Origin of the sequence: Cryobacterium melibiosiphilum, from assembly GCF_003602235.1 — a bacterium.
GTDB classification, from domain to species: domain Bacteria; phylum Actinomycetota; class Actinomycetes; order Actinomycetales; family Microbacteriaceae; genus Cryobacterium; species Cryobacterium melibiosiphilum.
The window spans coordinates 1-22,494 of sequence record NZ_QZVS01000048.1 but is presented as its reverse complement, the minus strand read 5'-3'; the positions used below and the strand labels follow the sequence as shown (position 1 = coordinate 22,494).

The window sequence follows — 22,494 nt, the reverse complement described above, 5'->3', positions numbered from 1 at the left end:
ATCGCCGCGGAGTCCCTGATCGAGGCGCTCCACGTCGCTGCCAAAGCCGACCCCGGCACGGTCTTCGGACCCGTCGGGCCCAGCGTCAAAGCCGTCTTCACCTTCCCCACCGAACCCGAGACCACTGCTGACGCCACCGACGAAACCAGCACCACGGACCACACCGGCACCGCCACGGAAAGTTCCCCTTCTCCGGATCGCTCCGAGATCAGGTGTCCGAACGACAGGACTTCAGACGCCGATACGGACCCCCGGGGCGAAATCACTGGCGACAGCGACAGCGATGGCACCAGCAGTGGCGACTACGCCAGCGACAGCGTCAGCCAAGGCAGCAACAACGGCACGACCAGAAGACACCAAGCTCAGACGGGCGCTGAGGAGCCCGGCGCCACGCTCAGCGCCGCGACGGTCACCGATGCGAACGAGGATCCCGAGTCGGGTATCGGCTCCAGCGCCGACCCACCCGCCGGCAGCAACGCTCCGGATACTGTGCCGCTCCCGGCAACCGGAAGTTTCGGTATCCCAGGGAGCCGCGCCACCGGGAGCGCATCGTCGCCCAGCACTGAGAGCGTCACCTGGGGACTGAGCGACGGGCTCCTAGAGGGCACCATCAACCCGGCACCGGAAGCGACCATCGCCCGACTGATCTGCATAAGCGGATTCACCCCCATCCTCTTCAGCAACGGCGGACAACCCCTCGACGTCGGACGAACCCAACGCCTCTTCACCAACACTCAACGCGCTGCCCTCGCCATCCGCGACGGCGGCTGCATGATGCCCAACTGCGCCAAACCCCCCGCTTGGACCGAAACCCACCACCTCCACGGCTGGGCCGGCAACAACGGGCAAACGAACATCGACGACGGCATCCTGTTCTGCAAACCCTGCCACCTCCGACTGCACAACGACGGCTGGGTCGTCACCCGCACCGACGCCTTCAACGGAATCGGGCCCGAATATTGGCTCATCCCGCCAGTGAAAGCCGACCCGGACCAAACACCGATCCGACTCCTGAGCAAGTCCGCACTCCACCTCGCATCACCCATCCGTTTCGACGACTGAGCCGATCGATGAGCACGGTGAATGCGACTACTCAGCCATTCGCCCGCACAGCACATCCCACGACGCGGCGAAGTCAACAGCTCCGCGAGCCATGAAGAAACTCGGCCTCTGGTTCAGCTGGGCATTTCGACGGGTCGAGCGGATACGACAGACCGGAGCCATCGCAGACGACGCGGGTTATTCCGCGAAATGGGCCTTCAGGGCGGCGAGGTCGGTGGCGATGGCGGCGGCATCCGCTTCGAAGGCGGTGTCGTCGACGTCGGGCAGGCGGAAGAGCGTGAAGATGACCTCGCTGCCCTCGCCGTTGGCGATGACACGCAGCGGATTGGCGAAGGTCTCCCCCGTCGGCAGGGTGACGTAGTGGTCAAGGATGCCGAAATCGTTCTGCGGGGTGAACTCGATCGTCACGGCGCCCATCGGGGACTGGGTGGTCCAGACTCCGTCGATGATCGCGATCGACTCACTGACGCCCGCGGCCCACAGCGGCAGGTTCTCGGGGTTGCTCGCAAAGGCGTAGACGTCGCGGGGGCTGCGCTGGATCGCGAGGGAAATGTGGCGGGTGGCATTAAGAGGCATGCCCTAACGCTACGTGTCTTTGCCGTGCGCTTACACGACGCACTCACGCACTGCGCTCCCCCCAACGCGCGCGCACAGTGCAAGCACTCAATGTCATTTAGACGAGCGAGGCGTAGTGGCTCGCCGCGGCCGCCACGCGGTTGTTGTACTCGGTCGACGAGTTGTACGCGCCGACGGCGGCGATCCAGTTCTCATCCAGGTGCAGGCTGCGCCCCGCCGCGCAGAGGTAGTGCGCGGCGGTGAGCGCAGCATCGTCGATCTGATGGATGTCGGTGATGCCGTCGCCATTGCCGTCCTGCGCGAACTGCGCCCAGGTCGAGGGGATGAACTGCATCGGGCCGACCGCCCGGTCACAGGTCGGATCACCGTCGAAGCGACCGTCGTCGGTGTCGGCGATCGCATCGACCCCGTTGCCGGAAAGTTCGACGCCGACGATCGCCGGGGTCGCGACGCCGGCCACCGAGAGGGAACCGCCGAAGATGCTGCCGTGTTCGGTTTCCACGTGCCCGATGGCGGCGAGCGTGTTCCAGCCCAGGCCACAGTGCGGATGCGTCTGCTGCACGCTCAGCGCCGCGCCGGCATAGGCGGCGAGGGCCCGCGGCGGAATCGCGGCCTTCTCCGCCATGCGCTCGACCCACTCCGGGTCGGCGAGGTCGGCGATCGAGATCGGCGTCTCGCGGCGAGACGGAACGGGAGAGGGCGTCGGGTTGGGCGCCGGGGCATCCGTCGCCGAAGCGGAGGCGCTCGCGACGGCTACGTCCGGCGGAGTCACGGTGAGAAGAACGGCGGCGAGCACGCTGGCCACCCCGAGCAGGGCGACCCCGAGCGTCACGACCACTGGCCAGGGCGACCAGGCACGATTTCCGCTGGCCGGCTCGGTGTCGGGGCAATCTGACGACGGATGCTCCGGCGCCACCCCCGCAAGCATCCGATCAAAGTCATTCATGAGAACCATTCTCACTACTTTAGACCGTGAGGTCGGGGCCCGCTGCGCTGTGAGAACCATTATTCATTGCATAAATAGATTGCTATATATTTATGGACCTGGTTGTCTGTAGTCATGGGAATCGATCGCGGCGTCACCGAGGCGGCTGAGCTGTTCAAAGCGCTGGCCTCCACGTCACGCCTGACGATCATGCGGGTACTCAGTCGGGCACCGGCAACGGTGAGCGAGCTGGTACTGGCAACGGAACAGTCACAACCCCTCGTCTCTCAGCACCTCAAGGTGCTGAGAAACGCGGGGGTCGTGATTGTGACCCGGTCGGGCCGGGAAGCCACCTACGCGATTGCCGACCAGCATGTCGCCCACGTGGTGGAGGACGCGATCAACCACGTTCTTGAAATATCCGATCCCGACTCCACTGAGACCACAACAGCACACACGCACTGAAGGAGCACCACATGACCCTCATCGACGTTCACGCCGAGCATTCCGTCACCGAGCACGAGCACGGCGACACCTGCGGCCACCAGGCCGTCAGCCACGACGGACACACCGACTACGTGCACGGCACACACCACCACGCCCTGCACGAGGGCCACTACGACGAGCACGAGTCGCACGCCGAGCACGTTCCGGCCGACCACGAGCACGGCGCGGCCTGCGGCCACGAGGCCGTCGCCCACGACGACCACACCGACTACCTGCACGACGGCCACAAGCACGCCCTGCACGAGGGCCACTACGACGAGCACTAGGTCGTCGGAGCACGATGAAGGCCGCTGACTCTGGAGACAGAGTCAGCGGCTTTTTCGGTGTGTAGCGCGGTGAGAGGTCGGCGTGCGGGGTCTCGACACGCGCGCGAAGAGCATGCGCGCTGCTCGACCAGCGGGTGGCGGGCCTCGGGCTACGTGACGGTGGCGGGGATGCGGGTCTTCTCGCGGAAGACCTTGACGCGCCAGGTCTTCGAGACCGTCATCACGGGGCGTTCGATCAGGCGGTAGCTGAGGTAGCCGACGACCAGCACGGCGCCGATCGTGACGATCCAGAAGCCCCAGGCCACGAGCGGGTTAGCGGATGGCTCCGCGACGATGTAGGCCCAGCCGCGACCGATGACGTTCAGCACGAGCACGTGGCAGAGGTACACCGAGTACGACATGTCGCCGAAGATCGTGAGCTTGGACAACACACCGATGCCGCCGCGGTGTTCGATCGCGGTGAAGGCCAGCATGATGAGGGCAAAGCCCAGACCCAGGGTCAGCGGACGTTCCAGTCCGGGACCGGCGTAGAGGTCGGCATCCGATGCCGTGCCGAGGAACACCACGACGGCAACACCGACAACACCGAGCCCAACCGCGAGTACACGGTTGACCGTGCGGAACAGCAGCGCGGCGATACCGCCGAAGATGAACTCGATCGCCATCGCGTTGGTCGGCAGTTCGAGGTATGGGTTGGCCGAAATCGGGCCGCCCCAGTTCACGAGCACGAGCAGCGCGAACCAGACACCGAGCACCGGAACGAGCCAGCGTTCGGGCAGGAACAGCACCAGCCCGAAGACGATGTAGAACCAGACCTCCAGGGTCAGGGTCCAGGCCACAAGCAGAATCGGGAAGGTTTCGGTGGGCAGCAGCAGAAAGGAGGAGAAGATATCCACTCCCCCGCCCTGCGACGAGTTGATGAAACTCGGCATCACGATCAGCACGGGAACGAGCGCGAGCGCGTACGCCCAGTACGTCGGATAGATGCGGAAGAACCGGTTCCAGAGGAACTTGCCCACCTCGCGCGGTTTCTCATGGCGCCCACGCGTGGTGAGCACCATGACAAAACCGCTGATCACAAAGAACAGGTCGACGCCGCTCATGCCGCGGTCGAAGAAGACCGGCAGCACCTCGACGGCGAAGTACTTGCCCTGCACGAGCTCGGCGTGGAACAGCACGACACAGAGCGCTGCGAAACCGCGGGCGACCTGGATCGAGTCGAGCTTGCTCCGCGGCGGAACCACGATCGGGTTCAGCCGCCGACGCCCGCGCAGCGCCGTCATCAGCGTTTGCGCTTCTCGCGGACTCGCATACTGAGATTGATCGGGCTTCCCTCGAAGCCGTAGATCTCGCGCAGGCGACGCTGGATGTAACGACGGTAACCCGGGTCGAGGAACCCGGTGGTGAAGACCACGAACGTCGGCGGCCGGCTGGACGCCTGGGTTCCGAAGAGGATGCGGGGCTGCTTGCCACTGCGCACCGGGTGCGGGTGCGCCGCGGCGAGCTCGGCGAGGAACGCGTTGAACTTGCCGGTGGCGATGCGGGTGTCCCACGACTCGAGCGCGAGCTCGAGGGCCGGAACAAGCTTTTCCATGTGACGACCGGTGAGAGCCGAAATGTTCACGCGCGGAGCCCAGGCCACGTGCGCCAGGTCCTGCTCGATCTCACGCTCGAGGTAGCGACGACGGTCGTCGTCAATCTGGTCCCACTTGTTGAAGGCAAGAACCAGCGCACGGCCGGACTCGATGACCAGGTCGATGACGCGGATGTCCTGCTCGCTGATGACCTCGGTCACGTCGAGCAGCACCACGGCGACCTCGGCCTTTTCGAGGGCCGCACTGGTGCGCAGCGAGGCATAGAAGTCGGCGCCCTGGGCGAGGTGCACTCGGCGACGGATGCCGGCGGTGTCGACGAAACGCCACACCTTGCCGCCGAGCTCGACCTGCTCGTCGACCGGGTCGCGGGTCGTGCCGGCGAGCTCGTTGACAACAACGCGCTCCTCGCCGACGACCTTGTTCAGCAGGCTGGACTTGCCGACGTTCGGGCGGCCGAGGATGGCGACGCGACGCGGGCCGCCCACCTCCTGCTTGGCAACGGCCGACACGTGGGGAAGGATTTCGAGGATCGCGTCGAGCAGGTCGGCGACACCGCGACCGTGCAGCGCGGAAACGGGCCAGGGCTGGCCGAGGCCGAGCGCCCACAGGCTCGCCGCTTCGGGCTCCTGGCGCACATCGTCGACCTTGTTGGCGATGACGAAGACGGGCTTGCCGCTCTTGCGCAGCAGGCGCACGACGGCCTCATCGGTCGACGTCGGGCCCACGTTGGAGTCGACGACGAACATGACGAGGTCGGAGAGCTCGATGGCCAGTTCGGCCTGCATCGCGACGGAGCGGTCGATGCCCTTGGCGTCGGGCTCCCAACCGCCGGTGTCGACGAGGCTGAAGTGACGCTCGCCCCACTCGCCCTTGTAGGTGACGCGGTCACGCGTGACGCCGGGGGTGTCCTCGACGACCGCTTCACGGCGGCCGAGGATGCGGTTGACGAGCGCGGACTTGCCCACGTTGGGGCGACCGACGATTGCGATGACCGGCAACGCCGGCAGGTACTGGATCGCATCGGGGTCGTCGGTGACGTTCGACAGAACGTCGAGGTCTTCGTCGTCGAGTTCGTACTCGTCGAGGCCGGTGCGCAGCGCGGTCGAACGCCGCGTGGCCAGTTCCTCGTCGAGGTTGGCGAGTCGTTCCGCCAGCTCGGTATCGAGCGCTGTGCTCGTGTCGTCGTATTCGTTACTCATGCAAATGCCCGCTTCGTGCGTGTGTTGATGACGTCGATGACCGCTTGAATGGTCTGTTCAAAGTCAAGATGGGTGGAATCGACGGTTATCACACCGTCTGCGGCGCTCATAAAGTCGACAACCTGGGAGTCTGCGCGATCTCGCGATCGCAGCTGTTCTGCCACGGTTTCGGCCGACTGGGTGGTAATTTCCGCAGAGCGTCTATCCATTCTAGCCTGCTCGGACGCCGTGAGCAGAATGCGCACCTCCGCTTCGGGTGCCACGACGGTCGTGATGTCACGACCCTCGATGATCACTCCCGGCCGATCCACGTTGCTCGCGAGGCTTTGGAACAGGTCGGTCAGCTGGCTGCGCACCGCGGGAATGCGGGCGACCGCGCTGACGGCGGCGCTGACTTCGGGTGAGCGGATGGCGTCGGTCACGTCGATCTGCCCCACCCGCACGTAGTACTCGTCGGGGTCGGTACCGATCGAGTAGTCGAATTCCGGGAGCAGGCGGCGCACGGCATCCGTATCGCTCGTATCGGTGCCGTTGTCGAGGTTGAGCCAGGCGAAGGCCCGGTAGGCGGCACCGGTGTCGAGATAGGCGAAGCCGAGGCGCCGGGCGGCGGCGCGACTCACGCTGGACTTGCCGCTTCCGGCCGGCCCGTCGATCGCGACGAGGGTGGGGAGGGTGTGACGGCCCATGGCTAACCAGCAATCCGCCAGCCGCGGGCGGCCAGCTCTTCGGTGAGGCGCGAGACGGCCTCGGGGAGGACAAAGATTTCGGCGAGCCCGATTTGGGCCCCCGGTGAGTGTTCGAGGCGCAGGTCCTCCATGTTGACGCCGAGTTCACCGATTTCGGCGAGCAGCCGGGCGACCTGACCCGGGCGGTCGTCGACCATCACGATGATCGAGCCGTAGCGGCGGTCCTGGCCGTGTTTGCCGGGCAGCCGGGCGACTCCGGCGTTGCCGCCGGCGAGTTCTTCGGCGATGCGGCGCTGCGCGCCGGGCGCGGCGGGGTCGTCGAGGGCGTCGATGACGCGGTTGAGGTCGTCGCGGAAAGCCAGCAGGATCTCCCGTACGGGGCTCGCGTTCGCGGCGAGGATCTGCACCCAGAGGTCAGGGTCGCTCGCGGCGATGCGCGTGACGTCGCGCAGGCCCTGGCCGGCGAGGTTCAGGGAGGAGTGGGCGGCATCCGTCAACCGGTGGGCCATCAGCGTCGAGATGAGCTGCGGCGCGTGCGAGACGAGCGCGACCCCGCGGTCGTGTTCTTCGGGGGTCATCTCTACGAGGATCGCCCCGAGGTCGAGGATCAGGTCGTCGATCGCGCGGGCCTGCTGGTAGCTGATGGCATCGTGCGCGGCGACGACCCAGGGGCGGCCGATGAACAGGTCGGCCCGGCCCGAGAGCGGGCCGCCTTTCTCCCGGCCGGCGAGCGGATGCGAGCCGATGTAGCGGGACACGTCGGCGCCGCTCGCACGCAGCGCCGTGAGAGGCGCGAGCTTGACGCTCGCGACATCCGTCACGATGGCGTCGGGGTAGGCGGCGAGCTCGCGGGCGACGATGTCGGCGGTCACGTCGGGCGGCACGCAGACGACGATGAGCTGCGGGGTGTCCCCCGGGCCGCCTGCCACCCCGGCGCCGTAGTCGATCGCGAGGCTCAGGTTCGTCGGCGACGCGTCGGCCAGGGTCACCGTGATGCCCCGGGCGCGCAGGCCCAGGCCGATGCTGGTGCCGAGCAGGCCGACGCCGACGATGCGAACCGGCCCGGTTAAGCGACTTTCGACCACGGGTCGACTCCTTCAGGTGTTACAGAATGCAGGGTGAGCGGATGCTGCGCGCCGGTTAGCGCTCGGCCTGCGGCACGTCGTCGTCGTTGTTGTGCGCCTCTTCGGCCGCATTGGCGAGGGCCGCGTCACGGTTCGGGGTCGGAGCCGACCGGGACACGGTCAGCAGCGCGCCGAGTTCTTCGCGGGTGAGCTCCCGCACCGCGCCCTGGCGCAGCGTGCCGAGGTTGAGCGGGCCGAACTGGCGACGCACAAGATCGACGACGGGGTGGCCGACGGCGGCGAGCATCCGTCGCACGATGCGGTTGCGACCGGAGTGCAGCGACAGCTCGACCATGCTGAAGCCGTCGCCGGGAGGGCTCGCGAGGATGCGGGCCTTGTCGGCCTGGATGGGGCCGTCGTCGAGTTCGATGCCCGACTGCAGCTTGCCCACGGTCTGCGCTGAGACGCGGCCCTCGACCTTGGCGATGTAGGTCTTCGAGACGCCGAAGGACGGGTGAGCGAGCACGTGGGCGAGGTCACCGTCGTTGGTGAGGATCAACAGGCCGCTGGTCTGCGCGTCGAGGCGGCCGACGTTGAAGAGGCGCTCGTCGAACTGGTCGGTGAATTCGCGCAGGTCGGGGCGTCCGCTCTCGTCCTGCATCGACGAGACCACGCCGACGGGCTTGTTGAGCATCAGATAGCGGCGGGTGGTGTCGAGCTGCACGGCGACGTTGTCGACGGCGACCTGGTCGCTCTCGGGGTGCACGCGACGGCCGAGTTCGGTGACGACCTTGCCGTTCACGCGTACGCGGCCGCTCGTGATCAGGTCTTCGGAGACCCGGCGGGAGGCGACGCCGGCCCCGGCGAGCACCTTCTGCAGGCGTACCCCGTCGGCGGCGGCGTCGGGATTGCCCGCGAAATCGGGGGTGTTGTGTTGGGTATCGTGTGTCATCGCAGATCCTCGAATCCGTTGGCACCGTCAGAGAGTAACGGTGAGAGAAGTGGCAACTCGTCGAGCGAGTTGATTCCGAGCTGGCGGAGCAGCAAGTCAGTGGTGGCGTAGTTGATCGCGCCGGTTTCGGCGTCGGTCGACGCCTCGGTGATCAGGCCCCGGCCGAGCAGGGTGCGCACGACGGAGTCGACGTTGACCGCCCGGATCGACGCGACCGATCCGCGGCTGATCGGCTGTTTGTAGGCGATCACCGCGAGGGTTTCGAGCGCGGCCTGAGAGAGCTTGCTCGGGTTCTGGGTGAGCACGAAGTCGCTCAGCAGGTCGTCGTGCTCGGCGCGCACGTAGATGCGCCAGCCGCCGGCGACCTCGCGCAGCTCGAAGCCACGCCGCACGTTTGGCGGGGTCACGCCGTCGAAGTCGGCCACGAGCCGGGCGACGGATGCCCGTACCTCCGCGAGGGGGCAGGCCACCGCCGTCGCCAGCAGCGCCAGGGACTGCGGTTCGTCGGCGACCATGAGCAGCGCCTCGAGCTTGCGGTCGAGGGCGTCGGCATCCGTTGTCAAGGTCTGAGCGGTCAGGGTCGGGCTAGCTGTCATCGTCGACTCCGAGGGCGGCGAGGCTCGCATCGGACCAGGTCGTGGCGATCCAGCGCAGGGTGAGTTCCCCGAGGGGTTCGGGCTGGTCGAAGTCGAGGGCGCCGTGCCGGTACAGCTCGAGCACGGCCAGGAAACGCGCGATGACCACGCCCTTCTGGTCGGCGTCTGCGATGAGCGTGCGAAACGTGATCGACGATTCGGCCTGCAGCCGGGCCACGACGTAGGCGGCCTGCTCGCGGATGCTGACGAGCGGGGCGTGCAGGTGCTCGAGTCCGACCGTGGGCAGCTCGCGCGGCGTCACGGCCAGGGTCGCGAGGGCGGCGAAGTCATCGAGGCTGAGAGTCCAGACCAGCTCCGGGGTGTGCTGGCGGTACTTCTCTTCGAGCCGCACCGTGCGGGTGTGCCGCTGGGTTTCGCGGTCGAGGTGTTCGGTGAACCAGAGCGAGGCCTCTTTGAACGCCCGGTACTGCAGCAGCCGGGCGAAGAGCAGGTCGCGGGCCTCGAACAGGGCGGCGTCTTCGGCGTCGACGAGTTCACCGGCCGGCAGAAGACCGGCGACCTTGAGGTCGAGCAGGGTCGCCGCGACCACGAGAAACTCGGTGGCCTGGTCGAGCTCTTCGGCGGCGTCGAGGCCGCGCAGGTACCCGATGAACTCGTCGGTGACCCGGCTCAGCGAGACCTCGGTGATATCCATTTCATGCCGGGAGATGAGCTGCAGCAGCAGGTCGAACGGGCCCTCGAAGTTGCCCTCGAGGTCGCCGAGGGCGACCGAGAACGATGGCTTCTCGAGCAGTGCCGTCTTCTCGACCAGTGCCGTCTTCTCGACCAGTGCCGGCTTCTCGACCAGTGCCGTCTTTACGACCAGATCAGGCGACAGCGCCACGCTGGATCAGTTCCCGCGCCACCGACAGGTAGGCCTTGGCGGCCGCGTGTTCCGGGGCGAATTCGGTGATGGGTACCCCAGCGACACTGGCGTCGGGAAACTTCACGGTGCGGCCGACGACGGTTTCGAGCACCCGGTCGCCGAACGCGTCGACAACCCGTTCGAGCACCTCACGCGAGTGCAGGGTGCGCGAGTCGTACATGGTCGCGAGGATTCCATCGAGTTCGATGGCCGGGTTCAGCCGGTCGCGCACCTTGTCGATGGTTTCGATGAGCAGGGCGACGCCGCGCAGCGCGAAGAACTCGCATTCGAGTGGGATCAGCACGCCGTGGCTCGCGGTGAGCGCGTTCACGGTGAGGATGCCGAGCGACGGCTGGCAGTCGATGAGAATGACGTCGTAGTCGGCGCTGACCTTGCGCAGCACCCGGGCCAGGATCTGCTCGCGGGCGACCTCGTTGACGAGGTGCACCTCCGCCGCGGAGAGGTCGATGTTGGCCGGAATCACGTCGAGGCCCGCGACGGATGTCTGCTGGATCGCGTCTTTCGGGTCGACCTTGCCGTTGAGCAGCAGGTCGTAGATCGTGGTGACGTCGTGGGTGGGCACGCCGAGGCCGGCCGAGAGAGCGCCCTGCGGGTCGAAGTCGATCGCCAGCACCCGGCGGCCGTAGCTCGCGAGGGCGGCACCGAGGTTGATGGTCGTCGTGGTCTTGCCCACGCCGCCCTTCTGGTTGCACAGCGAGATGATGCGCGCGGGACCGTGCCGTTTGATGGGCCGCGGGTCGGGAAACTCGTGTTTCTGACGCCCGGTCGGACCGACCGGTTTTGCTGTTGCCGTTTCGGCGGCCGCGTCAACGGTCGTTTCAAATCCGGGGAGAGCCATCCGGTCACTCTGCCTACGCGTCACTGACCCGCCTTCGATACGTCCTGCACCTGTCACTCGGTCGATTCTAGCCGAACCAGGCCCGGCGGCCGCCGCGAACCGCCGGTGCGGCGACATCCGCTGCCCCACTCGGCCGGCGTCAGCGGGCGCGGGGGTGAGCGGTCGTGTACATGTCGCGCAGGGTGTCGACGGTGACCTGGGTGTAGATCTGCGTCGTGGCGACCGAGGAATGGCCGAGCAGCTCCTGCACGACGCGCACATCGGCGCCGCCGGCGAGCAGGTGAGTCGCGAAGGAGTGCCGCAGGGTGTGCGGCGACACCGGCACCCCGAGGTCGGCACGCTCGGCGGCGGCGCGAATGATCAGCCAGGCGTTCTGCCGGCTGACCCGGTGGCCGCGCACCCCGAGAAACAGCGCCGGCGTCGCGGTGCCGCGGGCCGAGAACACAGGCCGGGCGCGCACCAGGTAGGCGCTCACGGCCGCGCGGGCGTAACTGCCGACCGGCACCAGCCGCTGCTTGTTGCCCTTGCCGGTGAGGCGCACCATCTGCTGCTCGAGCACCTGTTCGAGCACGTCGTCGACGTTGAGGTCGACCACCTCCGAGACCCGGGCCCCGGTCGCGTAGAGCAGCTCGAGTAGCGCCTTGTCGCGCAGCTGCTGCACCTCGTCGCCGTCGGTCGCGGAGAGCAGCGCGGCGACCTGGTCGATCGAGATGGCCTTCGGCAGGCGCAGGGCGAGTTTGGGCGGTTTGGTGTCGTGGGCGACATCCGCTGCCACCACCTGCTCGTCGAGCAGAAAACGATGAAAGCCGCGCACGGTCGAGAGGATGCGCGCGATTGACGCCGCCGTCAACGGCGCCTCCTCCCGGGTGCCGAGAAACCGCACGAACTCGGAGATGTGCGCGCTCGTGACGGCGTCGAGGCTGACGATCGCCGCGGTCTCGAGCCAGTCGGTGTAGATCGTGAGGTCACGCCGATAGGCGGCGACGGTGTTGCGGGCGAGCCCGCGCTCGATCGAGACGTGCCGCAGGAACGAATCCACGGCCGCCTCGATCAGCACCGCTTTACGCCTCTGAGTCGGGCAGGTGACGATTCAGCGGATGCCGCGGCCACGGCGCATCCGCCGGCGACAAAGAAGCCCAACCCCGCGACCGGGCGACCTGCGCGGCGAGCACGCCGACGATCAGGCCCGGGTTCTGCACCCGGCGAGCGAGCACCGCGTCGACGACCTCGTCGAGGGGCACCCAGCGAATCTCGATGTCGGCCTCCTCTTCGGTGCGGTCGAACACCTCGGTTGAGGCGGAGACCCCGCGCGCGAGGTAGACGCGCAGGCTCTCGTTGCTGCCGCCCGGCGACGTGTAGAACTCGGTCAGCACGTTCCAGTCGGTGGCCTGCACGTCGGCCTCTTCGGCCAGCTCACGCTGCGCGCCGAGCAGCGCGCTCTCGCCGGCGATGTCGAGCAGTCCGGCGGGCAACTCCCACTCCCGCATCTGCACGGGGTGGCGGTACTGGTTGATCAGCAGCACGCGGTCCTGGTCGTCGAGCGCGAGCACCGCGACGGCTCCGGGGTGGTCGATGTACTCACGCACGATCGACGACCCGTTGTAGTCGAAGTTGTCCTGACGCACCGACCAGATGTACCCCTCGAAGACCATGCTGGTCTGATTGATCGGCACATCAACACGTTCGTCGGCGAGCGGCCGGGCCACCGTGGCGGAGGTGTCAGGCATCCACGTCTTCCTTGACCTCGAACAGGCGGCTGGCCTGCTGGCGGTCGAGGGCGGCGGCGATCAGGCCGCGAAACAGCGGATGCGCGTGGTTCGGGCGCGACCGCAGCTCCGGGTGGCTCTGGGTGCCCACGTAGAACGGGTGTACGTCGCGCGGAAGCTCGACGTATTCGACGAGCTTGCGATCGGGCGAGACACCGCTGAACGAGAGACCGGCGAGGGCGATCTGGTCGCGGTAGGCGTTGTTGACCTCGTAGCGGTGACGGTGACGCTCGCTGGCAACCGGTGCCCCGTAGAGCTCGGCCACGATGGAGCCCGCAGCGAGGTCGGCCGGGTAGAGGCCGAGGCGCATGGTGCCGCCGAGGTCGCCGCCGGCGATGATCTCGACCTGCTCTTCCATCGTCGCGATGACCGGGGTGTCGGTGTCGGGGTCGAACTCCGACGAGCTCGCCAGCGGCAGGTTCGCCTTGTTGCGGGCGTACTCGATGACCATGCACTGCAGGCCGAGGCACAGGCCGAGCACCGGGATCCCGTTCTCTCGGGCGAAGGTGAGCGCGCCGAGCTTGCCTTCGATGCCACGGATACCGAACCCGCCGGGCACGCAGATGCCGTCCAGTTCGCTGAGCAACTTGGCGGCGCCTTCCGGGGTCTCGCAGTCGTCGGAGCCGATCCATTGGATCTTGACCTTGGTCTGGTTGGCGAAGCCGCCGGCGCGCAGGGCCTCGGTGACCGACAGGTAGGCGTCGGGCAGGTCGATGTACTTACCGACCAGGCCGATGGTGACCTCGTGCTTGGGGTGGTGTACGGCCTCGAGCAGGTTTTCCCAGCCCGACCAGTCCACGTTCGAGGCGGTGAGGCCGAGGGCACTGATGATGTATTTGTCGAGCCCCTGATCGTGCAGCAAGGTCGGGATCTCGTAGATCGAGGCGACGTCGATGCAGTTGACGACAGCCTCTTCTTCGACGTCGCACATGAGCGCAATTTTGCGCTTGTTCGACTCGGATACCGGGCGGTCACTGCGCAGCACGAGGGCGTCGGGCTGGATGCCGATCGAGCGCAGCGTGGCGACGGAGTGCTGGGTGGGCTTGGTCTTCTGCTCGCCGGCCGCACCGAGGAACGGCACGAGCGAGACGTGCACGAAGAAGACGTTGTTGCGGCCAAGTTCGTGGCGCACCTGGCGTGCGGCCTCGAGGAACGGCTGGGACTCGATGTCACCGACGGTGCCACCGACCTCGGTGATGATCACGTCGGGCCGCAGGTCATCGTCGGCCTGCAGGCGCATCCGTCGCTTGATCTCATCGGTGATGTGCGGGATGACCTGCACGGTGTCGCCGAGGTACTCGCCGCGGCGTTCCCGGGCGATGACCTCGGAGTAGATCTGGCCGGTGGTCACGTTGGCGCTCTGCCCGAGGTTGATGTCGAGGAAGCGCTCGTAGTGGCCGATGTCGAGGTCGGTCTCGGCGCCGTCGTCGGTGACGAAGACCTCGCCGTGCTGGAACGGGTTCATCGTTCCGGGGTCGACGTTCAGGTACGGGTCGAGCTTCTGCATCACCACGCGCAGTCCGCGGGCCGTGAGCAGGTTGCCGAGGCTGGCGGCCGTCAGGCCCTTGCCGAGCGAGGAGACGACACCGCCGGTGACGAAGATCTGCTTGACCGTCTTCGCCGTGCCGTTGTCAGGCTTGTTCGAAGGCGCCGAAGCACCTGATTGAAGATCAAAAGAGTCCGCGTTCATATTTTCCACCACGGGATTCGATCGTAGCACCTGCTTCTGCGGATGCCGCCGAAACGGATGCCGTCGGGCTCGCGGAGGCCGCCGGGCTGGTGCCGGTGCCGGCCAGCGCGAGCAGCTCCCGGGCGTGCTCGAGCCCGCTCTTCGAGTCGGGCAGCCCCGACAGCAGGCGCGCCATCTCGGCCGCACGCGCGTCGCCCTGCAGCTGCCGCACACTGCTGGCCGTGACGGAGCCATCGCTGTCCTTGACGACGCTCAGGTGGTTCGTGGCGAACGCGGCGACCTGCGCGAGGTGCGTCACGACAATGACCTGCGCCGTTTCGGCCAGCCGGGCCAGCCGGCGGCCGATCTCGATCGCGGCCGCTCCCCCGATGCCGGCGTCCACCTCGTCGAAGACGAAAGTGGGCACGGGGTCCGTCGCGTTGATGACCACCTCGATGGCGAGCATCACCCGGCTGAGCTCGCCGCCGGAGGCACCACGGCCGAGGGGCCGAGGACTGGCTCCGGCGTGGGGCTGCAGCAGAATCGTGACGAGGTCGCGGCCGTTCGCCGTGAACTCGGGTTTGGTGTCGAGCGTCACGACGAGCGACGCGTCGGGCATCGCCAGGGCCGCGAGCTCGGCGGTGACGGCGGCGCCGAGTTTCTTCGCCGCGGCCGTGCGCAACGCGGTGAGCGCGGTCGCGAGCTGGTCGACCAGGGCGTGGTCGGCATCCGCTTCGCTGCGGAGTTCGTCGATGCGTTCGGAATCGCCGTCGAGTTCGAGCAGCCGGGCGCTGCCGGTGTCCAGAAATTCGAGGGCTTCGTCGATGCCGCCGACATATTTGCGGGCGAGCGCGGTGAGGTCGGCACGGCGTTCCTGAACGATTTCGAGTTCGCGGGCGCCGTCGGCGTCGAGGCCGGCGAGGTAGCTGGAGAGCTGGGCCGCGATGTCGGCGACGAGAAAGCCGGTGTTGGCCAGGCCCTCGGCGAGTGGGGCCAGTTCGGCGTCGTGTTCGGCGATGCGGTCGAGGGTGCGGCGGGCTGATTCGAGCAGGGCGACGACGTCGGGCACGTCGTCGGGGTTGTCCTCGGCGCTGATCAGCTGGCGGGCAGATTCGGCGCCGACCCGCAGCTCTTCGAGGTTGCCGAGGCGTTCGGCGCGGCCGGTGAGCTCGGCTTCTTCGCCGGGTTGCGGCGCCACGGCCTCGATTTCAGCGATCGCGGCGCGCAGTTCGTCGGCTTCGCGGGCGCGCAGGTCGCGTTCGGCGACGAGCCGGTCATACTCGAGCTGGTTGGCCTGCCAGCGGTGAAAAGCGTGGCTGAATTTGCCGAGCGCGGTCGCCAGTTTCGGCCCGGCGAAGCGGTCGAGGGCGTCGCGCTGGGCGATCGCGGTACGCAGCCGCACCTGGTCGGACTGCCCGTGCACCACGACGAGGGCACTGCCAAGGTCGCCCAGCACGCTTGCCGGGGCTCCGCGGCCGCCGACGACGGCGCGCGAACGGCCCTCCGCGCTGACGGACCTGCCGAGAATGAGCTCGGGGCCGTCGAGGTCTCCCCCAGCGTCACGCACCCGATCGGCGACGAGCCCATTGGGTTCGATGACCCAGCGGCCCTCGACCCAGCTCTGGGACTGCCCCTGCCGCACGGTGCCGGCGTCGGCGCGTGCGCCGAGCAGCAGCCCGAGGGCGGTGACCACCATGGTCTTGCCGGCGCCGGTCTCACCGGTCACGGCGGTGAAGCCGGGGCCGAGCGGCAGCGTCGCCTCGGCGATCACTCCGAGGTCGCGAATGGAGAGTTCCTCGATCATGCGGTGCTCCTACCCATGGTCGTCGGGGCCGCGCCATCCGGTGACGGGCAGGTTGAACTTGTTGACAAGACGGTTGGTGAAGGGGCCGGTGTGCAGGCGGGCGAGCCGCACCGGCACGGTCGAGCGTTTCACGACCACGCGGGCGTGCGGCGGCAGGGCATGGGTGCGCCGGCCATCGGCGCATAAGACAGCGGATGCCCCGGTGCGCCCGAGCACTTCGACCGCGAGTGACGAGTCGGGCCCGACCACGAGCGGCCGCGCGAACAGCGCGTGTGCGCTCAGAGGAACCAGCAGCAGGGCCTCGACGCCCGGCCAGACAATCGGGCCACCGGCGCTGAAGGAGTACGCGGTGGATCCGGTGGGCGTGGACATCACGACACCGTCACAGCCGAACGAGCTCAGCGGCAGCCCGTCAACCTCGACGACGACCTCGATCATGCGCTCGCGGCTGGCCTTTTCGACGGTGACCTCGTTGAGGGCCCAGGTCTCGTAGACGACGTCGGTGCCGACCTTGACCCGCACGCTGAGCGCGAGGCGTTCCTCGACGGCGTAATCGCGCAGCAGGGCGCGACGCACGGCCTCGCCGAGGTCGTCACGTTCGCTTTCGGCCAGGAATCCGACGTGGCCGAGGTTGATGCCGAGAAGGGGCGCGGAGCATCCACGCACCATTTCGGCGGCGCGCAGAATGGTGCCGTCGCCACCGAGCACAACAACAAGCTCGAGTTCGTGCGGCTGCACGGTGTCGCCGAGGATGGCGAGGCTGCCGTTCAGCTGCGGCGAGGCCGCGAGCAGGTCGGCGCGTTCGTCGCTCGTGAAGACCGGCACGGCGCCACTCGCCATGAGTTGTTCGGCGACGGTCGCGGCGGCGACGAGCGAATCGGCCCGGCCGGTGTGCGCGACGACGAGGATGTAGCGCGGCGCCCTACCCCGTTCAGCGGCGGGCACGGTCACGCGCCCACCAGCACTTCGATTCGTTTCATCCACTCGGTGGGGTTGGTGCCGGCGGTGCTGAGCCAGCACAGGTATTCGCGGTTGCCGGTGGCACCGGCGATGGGCGAGGCGACCAGGCCATTCGTGCCGAGCCCTAAGTCCCAGGCGGCCCAGAGCACGCCGGCGATGGCGTCGGAGCGTAGGCCGGCGTTGTGCACGACGCCCTCACGGATGCCGCCCTTGCCCACCTCGAACTGGGGTTTGATCAGCAGCACGAAGTCGGCGCCGGGCACGGCCGTCGCGGCCAGGGCCGGCAGCACGGTTGTGAGCGAGATGAAGGACAGGTCGCCCACGATCAGGTCGGGGCGTTCGGTGATACCGGATGCCCCGGCCACCGTTTCGGGGGTCGCGTAGCGAATGTTGAAACCCTCGACCAGTTTCAGTCGTGGTTCGTCCATGAGGCTTGGGGCGAGTTGGCCGTGGCCGACGTCGATCGCGATGACCTGCGCGGCGTCACGTTCGAGCAGCACCTGGCTGAAGCCGCCGGTGGAGGCGCCGGCGTCGAGCACGGTGCGGCCGGCGATCGGCAGGGCGAACGCGTCGAGGGCGGCGATGAGTTTGTGGGCGCCGCGGCTGACGTAGTGGTCGGTGGCGGCGACTTCGAGCACGGCGTCGTCGCTGACCCGGTGGCTGGCCTTGACGACGGGCTTGCCGTCGACCGTGACGAGGCCGTCGGCGATGAGCCGGGCGGCCACGGTGCGCGAGCGAACCAGACCGCGTTCGGTCAGCGCGGCGTCGAGCCGCAGGTCTTCGGCGTTCACGCCGTCACCCCAGCAGTGGTCGTGGCGAAAGTCGAGGCCGCGGCAACGTCGTCGATCACGCCGGTGCCATCGAGCCGCGCGCGGAGTTCCTCGCTGAGCTGGGAAAAAGCGGCCGCCCGGTCTTCGAGTGGTTGTGCATCGATGGCGGCGAGACGCGCGGCCAGCGCGTCATGGTCAGAATGTTCGGAAATCACGTATCTAGGTTATCGCGCTCGACACCCCGCCCGCTGGTAGCCCTGCGGGCATTGACCAACCTCGCTGGTCGAGTAGCGAGGACCGAGGTCGGCTCGCCCGATTTCGACCAGCGGGGATTCCCACCCGCTGGTCGAGTAGCGAGGAACGAGGAACGAGCGTATCGAGACCCCGCAAGCCGACCCTCAGACTGAAGGTCGGCTCGCCCGGTTTCGACCGTTCCTTCGTCGCGGCTCAACCAGCGGGGATCCCCATCCGCTGGTCGAGTAGCGAGGAACGAGCGTATCGAGACCCCGCAGGCCGGCCTGCGGAGCGCGTTTCGCGCGCAGGCCGCCGGATTGAGCCTGTCGAAATCCCAACAGCGGAGGACTACTGCGCTGCGTACAGCCGCTCCGGCACGTTGAGCCCATAGATCGGGCGTCCGCTCGACCAGATGATCGCGCAGGCGGCGCGCAGCAGGTTGATGCCGCCGTCACCCTCCTTCACGATCTCCACGTCGTTGCCGCGGATGCGCACACTCGCGCCCGCCACGGTGGCCGTGGCGGCGTCCTTCGAGAAGGTCGTCACCGGGTACGGTTCGTGCAGCTGGCTCAGGTTCTCGAGCAGGAACGCCGGACGCGAGGAGGCATCCGCGACGAGGGCCTGCTTGGCCCGGTCGATACCGGTCAGCACGAGCACGGCGGGGATGCCGGCCCGGTTGGCGCCCAGGATGTCGGTGTCGAGGCGGTCGCCAATGAACAGCGGCGTTTGGGCACCGAATCGGGACACGGCCTCGGTGAAGATCGGTACCTCGGGCTTGCCGGCGACCTGCGGCAGCCGACCGACCGCGGTGTGCACGGCCGACACGAGCGTGCCATTGCCCGGCGCGATGCCCCGGGCCACCGGAATGGTCCAGTCGGTGTTCGTGGCGATCCAGGGGATGCCGGGCGTGTCGTCGCCTGCGGAGGAATTGAGCGCGAAAGCCGCCTCGGCGAGGTGTACCCAGCCCACGTCGGGCGAGAAGCCCTGCACGACGGCCGCCGGGTGGTCGTCGGCCGAACGGGTCACAATGAACCCGGCCTTCTCGACCTCGTCGACGAGTCCGTCGCCGCCGACGACGAGAACCCGAGAACCGGCCGGAGCCGCAGCGGCGAGAAGCCGCACGGCCGCCTGGGGGGAGGTGACGACATCCGTCGGCTGCACCGTGAGCCCGAGGGAGACCAGGTGGTCGGCGACGGAACGATCGGTACGCGACGCGTTGTTGGTGATGTAGCCCACCCGCAGGGTTTCGGCCGCGCGGTTCAGGCTCTCGACAGCCCCCGGAATCGCGGCGGGGCCGGCGTAGACGACCCCGTCGAGATCGGCGAGCAGCACATCGATGCCGTCGAGCGGGGTCGTCACCTTACGCTTTCGGCGCAGCGTCAGCATCGGGCGCGGCGTCCGCTTCGGGAGCTTCGGGGGCCTCGTCGGTGTCGTCGGACTCGGACGCCGCGGCTGCGGTGGCGAGGTCTTCGGCATCCGCTTCATCATCATCATCGTCGTCGTCGTCGTCGTCACCGGCGTCGCTCGCGCCATAGGCCACGTCGTCGTCTTCGTCCTCATCGATTTCGAGGATCTCGATGGTTTCGTCGCCGTCGCTGTCGGGGTCGATCGCGGAGTTGGCGCGTTTGGCGCGCTGCAGCCAGTTTTCGGCTTCGTCGTCGCGGCCGAGTTCACTGAGAACCTCGGCGTAGGCGGCGAAGAGTTCGGCGCTGTAGCTGAAAGCCTTGGTCGGGTCGAGCTGCGGAATTTCCAGCTCGGTCAGCGCGGCCTCGGTCTCATCGAGGTCGAGGCGGGCGCCGGACATCGCGATCGCGAGCGAGACCTGCACGCCGGCCGGCAGCGTGCTGCGGTCGACGGAGCGACCGAGTTCGAGGGCGCGGTCGGGGCGGCCGACACCTCGTTCGCTGTCGACCATGAGCGCAAGCTGGTCGTTGGATCCGGAAATACGACGGTAGGTGCGCAGCTCACGCAGTGCGAGGGCAAAGTCGCCGGTCGCGTACGCGGTGATGGCGAGGCTTTCGCGCACGACGCCGATGCGGCCGGCTCGGCGAGCGGCGCTCATCACGTGCTGGTGTGCCAGCTGCGGGTCGCTGTCGATGACGCGTGCTGCCATGGCCAGGTGGCGACCGACGGTCTCGGCGTTCTCCTTGGTCAGGGTCTTGAGCTCGTTGCGCGCGATGCGGTCAAGGTCGTTGGCCGAGATATCGTCGGGCAGTTCCGGGTCGTCGTGGCGCGGGCGCACCGAGCGTAGCTCGCGCTGCATCCGCTGCTCTTCGGTCATCTCCTCTTCGACGACCCGGGCATCGCGGTCGTTGCGGGCGGGCGCGCCATCGCGTGTCCAGAGCTTTTTGCCGGCGTCACGCGGAGCTCCGGCACGGTTCGGGTTGCCACCGCGCTGGGTCCAGGGCTTGTCGCCGCTGTCAGAACGGGGGCGGTCGTTGCTGCGCTCGGGGCGCGCGCCGTCTTTCGCCCACGGCTTGCGGTCACCGGATGCCGCGGGCCGGTCCGAGTTGCCCCGGTACGGCGGGCGTTCCCCACCAGAAGACGGTCGCTCGGAGTTACCCCGATACGGAGGACGCTCCCCACCCGACGACGGACGCTCACTATTGCCGCGGTACGCGGGGCGATCTCCATCGCGCTGCTGCGGACGGTCACTATTGCCTCGGTACGGAGGACGCTCCCCACCCGACGACGGACGGTCGGAGTTTCCACGGTACGGAGGACGCTCCCCACCCGAGCTCGGGCGGTCGGAGTTGCCACGATATGCGGGACGCTCGCCATCGCGCTGCTGCGGACGGTCACTGTTGCCACGGTACGGAGGACGCTCTCCACCCGAGCTCGGGCGGTCAGAATTACCGCGGTAGGGAGGACGCTCTCCACCCGAAGACGGGCGGTCGGAGTTGCCACGATATGCGGGGCGATCGCCGTCACGCTGCTGCGGACGGTCGGAGTTACCGCGGTACGGAGGACGCTCTCCACCCGAGCTCGGGCGGTCGGAGTTGCCACGATATGCGGGGCGATCGCCGTCACGCTGCTGCGGACGGTCGGAGTTACCGCGGTACGGAGGACGCTCTCCACCCGAGCTCGGACGGTCGGAGTTGCCACGATATGCGGGGCGATCGCCGTCACGCTGCTGCGGACGGTCGGAGTTACCGCGGTACGGAGGACGCTCGCCACCCGAAGACGGGCGGTCGGAGTTGCCTCGATACGGGGCGCGGTCGCTGCCACCACTTGGACGGTCAGTGTTGCCTCTATAGGGAGGACGTTCGCCCTGCTGTGGGCGGTCGTTATTTCCGCGATACGGGGCATGGTCGCCATCCTGGCGGGGGCGCTGCGAGCGGCCTTCATAACCGCCGGAGCGGGGAGCGCCGGTGGCGCCATCGCGCGCGCCCTGGGGGCGACCGCTCTGGTTGCCGCCGGAGCGTCGGTCGTCTCTGCCGTTGTTGCGTGCGTCGTCGGCGGGCGGTCGTGAAGGGCTCACTGTATCTCCTGTAATTAGTCCGCTAGTCGTAGACGGACCTACCCAGCCTACTTCCAATCGAACATCTGCCGTTGCGGCAACTGATCGTTAACGCAGGATGGCCACCCCTCGCGGGGTGGCCATCCTGATTCTGCTAAGTGGAGTCCGGCGGTGTCCTACTCTCCCACAGGGTCCCCCCTGCAGTACCATCGGCGCAAAGAGTCTTAGCTTCCGGGTTCGGAATGTGACCGGGCGTTTCCCTCTTGCTATAGCCACCGAAACATCGTGTGACGATCACGCCTCAGCATGACCATCAAGTTGTTCCAACAATTACGTCGTCCCTCTAGTATACGGGCTCCCCGTCAGCCCGTTTCACCGCGTCAGCGCCGCCCACGCCGCGGGTGGAGTGTGGGTGCGTGCGGTTCGCGGGGTGTCGAGTTATGGGTGGTCGGGGGATGTCCCGCGCGCTTTATGCGGGACATCCCCCGACCACCCATTGTTTGAGCTGAGGAGCGAGCCGCACGCTCCCACACGGTGAGTGACCACCCGGTCCAACAGCTAGTTAAACCAGAAAAGGCCACCCGTGCGGGTGGCCTTAACGCAGGAAAGCCACCCCGTGAGGGGTGGCTTTCCTGATTAT

At 67.8% G+C, this 22,494-nt stretch carries 22 protein-coding genes, 1 rRNA gene and 1 pseudogene; 4 read left to right on the top strand and 20 right to left on the bottom strand.

The window, feature by feature from the left end:
- Positions 1 to 1,062 (top strand): annotated as a pseudogene (locus D6T64_RS22445) (hypothetical protein); the annotation flags it as partial.
- 177 nt (positions 1,063 to 1,239) lie between these two features.
- Here the strand turns inward: D6T64_RS22445 and D6T64_RS02000 are convergent.
- Both D6T64_RS02000 and D6T64_RS01995 read right to left on the bottom strand, forming a co-directional pair.
- Positions 1,240 to 1,638 (bottom strand): SRPBCC family protein, encoded by a 399-nt coding sequence (locus D6T64_RS02000; RefSeq protein WP_119970959.1) that lies wholly within the window; start codon positions 1,636 to 1,638, stop codon positions 1,240 to 1,242.
- A 97-nt stretch (positions 1,639 to 1,735) separates the two neighbouring features.
- On the bottom strand, positions 1,736 to 2,584 hold the full coding sequence (locus D6T64_RS01995; protein WP_233550779.1) for a lytic transglycosylase domain-containing protein: 849 nt from the start codon (positions 2,582 to 2,584) through the stop codon (positions 1,736 to 1,738).
- Positions 2,585 to 2,698: 114 nt separating this feature from the next.
- Between D6T64_RS01995 and D6T64_RS01990 the strand changes: the two genes are divergently transcribed.
- Positions 2,699 to 3,028 (top strand): ArsR/SmtB family transcription factor, encoded by a 330-nt coding sequence (locus tag D6T64_RS01990; RefSeq protein WP_119970957.1) that lies wholly within the window; start codon positions 2,699 to 2,701, stop codon positions 3,026 to 3,028.
- 11 nt (positions 3,029 to 3,039) lie between these two features.
- Complete coding sequence (locus tag D6T64_RS23055; RefSeq protein WP_119970955.1) at positions 3,040 to 3,336, top strand: hypothetical protein; 297 nt, start codon at positions 3,040 to 3,042, stop codon at positions 3,334 to 3,336.
- Between the two features lie 149 nt (positions 3,337 to 3,485).
- Here D6T64_RS23055 and D6T64_RS01980 read toward each other — a convergent pair whose 3' ends face one another.
- From D6T64_RS01980 to D6T64_RS01900, 17 genes are all read right to left on the bottom strand, one after another.
- On the bottom strand, positions 3,486 to 4,619 hold the full coding sequence (locus D6T64_RS01980; protein WP_119970952.1) for an acyltransferase family protein: 1,134 nt from the start codon (positions 4,617 to 4,619) through the stop codon (positions 3,486 to 3,488).
- Positions 4,619 to 6,130 carry a ribosome biogenesis GTPase Der gene (gene der / locus D6T64_RS01975; RefSeq protein ID WP_119970950.1) on the bottom strand — a complete coding sequence of 504 codons (1,512 nt, stop codon included), beginning with the start codon at positions 6,128 to 6,130 and terminating at the stop codon, positions 4,619 to 4,621. The genes D6T64_RS01980 and der overlap by 1 nt, the downstream gene beginning before the upstream one ends.
- On the bottom strand, positions 6,127 to 6,816 hold the full coding sequence (gene cmk / locus D6T64_RS01970) for a (d)CMP kinase (RefSeq protein ID WP_119970948.1): 690 nt from the start codon (positions 6,814 to 6,816) through the stop codon (positions 6,127 to 6,129). Before cmk ends, der begins: the two co-directional genes overlap by 4 nt.
- A gap of 2 nt (positions 6,817 to 6,818) precedes the next feature.
- A complete protein-coding gene (locus D6T64_RS01965) occupies positions 6,819 to 7,901 on the bottom strand; it encodes a prephenate dehydrogenase (protein ID WP_119970945.1) in 1,083 nt (360 codons plus the stop codon).
- Between the two features lie 55 nt (positions 7,902 to 7,956).
- Positions 7,957 to 8,832 (bottom strand): pseudouridine synthase, encoded by an 876-nt coding sequence (locus D6T64_RS01960; protein ID WP_119970943.1) that lies wholly within the window; start codon positions 8,830 to 8,832, stop codon positions 7,957 to 7,959.
- Positions 8,829 to 9,428: an SMC-Scp complex subunit ScpB gene (gene scpB, locus D6T64_RS01955; RefSeq protein WP_233550778.1), complete on the bottom strand. Its 600-nt coding sequence runs from the start codon at positions 9,426 to 9,428 to the stop codon at positions 8,829 to 8,831. Before scpB ends, D6T64_RS01960 begins: the two co-directional genes overlap by 4 nt.
- A complete protein-coding gene (locus D6T64_RS01950) occupies positions 9,418 to 10,221 on the bottom strand; it encodes a segregation and condensation protein A (RefSeq protein WP_233550780.1) in 804 nt (267 codons plus the stop codon). The genes scpB and D6T64_RS01950 overlap by 11 nt, the downstream gene beginning before the upstream one ends.
- A gap of 73 nt (positions 10,222 to 10,294) precedes the next feature.
- Entirely contained in the window at positions 10,295 to 11,191 is an 897-nt protein-coding gene (locus D6T64_RS01945) for a ParA family protein (RefSeq protein ID WP_119970939.1), read from the bottom strand.
- 139 nt (positions 11,192 to 11,330) lie between these two features.
- Entirely contained in the window at positions 11,331 to 12,248 is a 918-nt protein-coding gene (xerD, locus tag D6T64_RS01940) for a site-specific tyrosine recombinase XerD (protein WP_119970936.1), read from the bottom strand.
- 4 nt (positions 12,249 to 12,252) lie between these two features.
- Complete coding sequence (locus D6T64_RS01935; protein ID WP_119970934.1) at positions 12,253 to 12,918, bottom strand: NUDIX domain-containing protein; 666 nt, start codon at positions 12,916 to 12,918, stop codon at positions 12,253 to 12,255.
- Entirely contained in the window at positions 12,911 to 14,647 is a 1,737-nt protein-coding gene (locus D6T64_RS01930) for a CTP synthase (RefSeq protein WP_119970932.1), read from the bottom strand. Before D6T64_RS01930 ends, D6T64_RS01935 begins: the two co-directional genes overlap by 8 nt.
- The gene (gene recN, locus D6T64_RS01925) at positions 14,628 to 16,430 is read right to left on the bottom strand and encodes a DNA repair protein RecN (protein WP_119970929.1); all 1,803 of its coding nucleotides are present in this window, start codon (positions 16,428 to 16,430) and stop codon (positions 14,628 to 14,630) included. Before recN ends, D6T64_RS01930 begins: the two co-directional genes overlap by 20 nt.
- A 9-nt stretch (positions 16,431 to 16,439) precedes the next feature.
- Positions 16,440 to 17,381 (bottom strand): NAD kinase, encoded by a 942-nt coding sequence (locus tag D6T64_RS01920; RefSeq protein WP_233550777.1) that lies wholly within the window; start codon positions 17,379 to 17,381, stop codon positions 16,440 to 16,442.
- On the bottom strand, positions 17,378 to 18,181 hold the full coding sequence (locus D6T64_RS01915) for a TlyA family RNA methyltransferase (protein ID WP_119970927.1): 804 nt from the start codon (positions 18,179 to 18,181) through the stop codon (positions 17,378 to 17,380). Before D6T64_RS01915 ends, D6T64_RS01920 begins: the two co-directional genes overlap by 4 nt.
- On the bottom strand, positions 18,178 to 18,375 hold the full coding sequence (locus tag D6T64_RS01910; RefSeq protein WP_119970925.1) for a hypothetical protein: 198 nt from the start codon (positions 18,373 to 18,375) through the stop codon (positions 18,178 to 18,180). The genes D6T64_RS01915 and D6T64_RS01910 overlap by 4 nt, the downstream gene beginning before the upstream one ends.
- A 367-nt stretch (positions 18,376 to 18,742) precedes the next feature.
- Entirely contained in the window at positions 18,743 to 19,780 is a 1,038-nt protein-coding gene (locus tag D6T64_RS01905) for an HAD-IIA family hydrolase (RefSeq protein WP_119970923.1), read from the bottom strand.
- Positions 19,755 to 20,675, bottom strand: coding sequence for a tetratricopeptide repeat protein (locus D6T64_RS01900; RefSeq protein WP_199719028.1), 921 nt, complete (start codon positions 20,673 to 20,675; stop codon positions 19,755 to 19,757). Before D6T64_RS01900 ends, D6T64_RS01905 begins: the two co-directional genes overlap by 26 nt.
- A 1,026-nt stretch (positions 20,676 to 21,701) precedes the next feature.
- Here D6T64_RS01900 and D6T64_RS22440 point away from each other — a divergent pair.
- Positions 21,702 to 21,866, top strand: a complete 165-nt coding sequence (locus D6T64_RS22440) for a hypothetical protein (protein WP_158594766.1) — start codon at positions 21,702 to 21,704, stop codon at positions 21,864 to 21,866.
- Between the two features lie 151 nt (positions 21,867 to 22,017).
- Here D6T64_RS22440 and rrf read toward each other — a convergent pair.
- A 5S ribosomal RNA gene (gene rrf, locus D6T64_RS01895) occupies positions 22,018 to 22,134 on the bottom strand.
- Positions 22,135 to 22,494 lie beyond the last annotated feature (360 nt).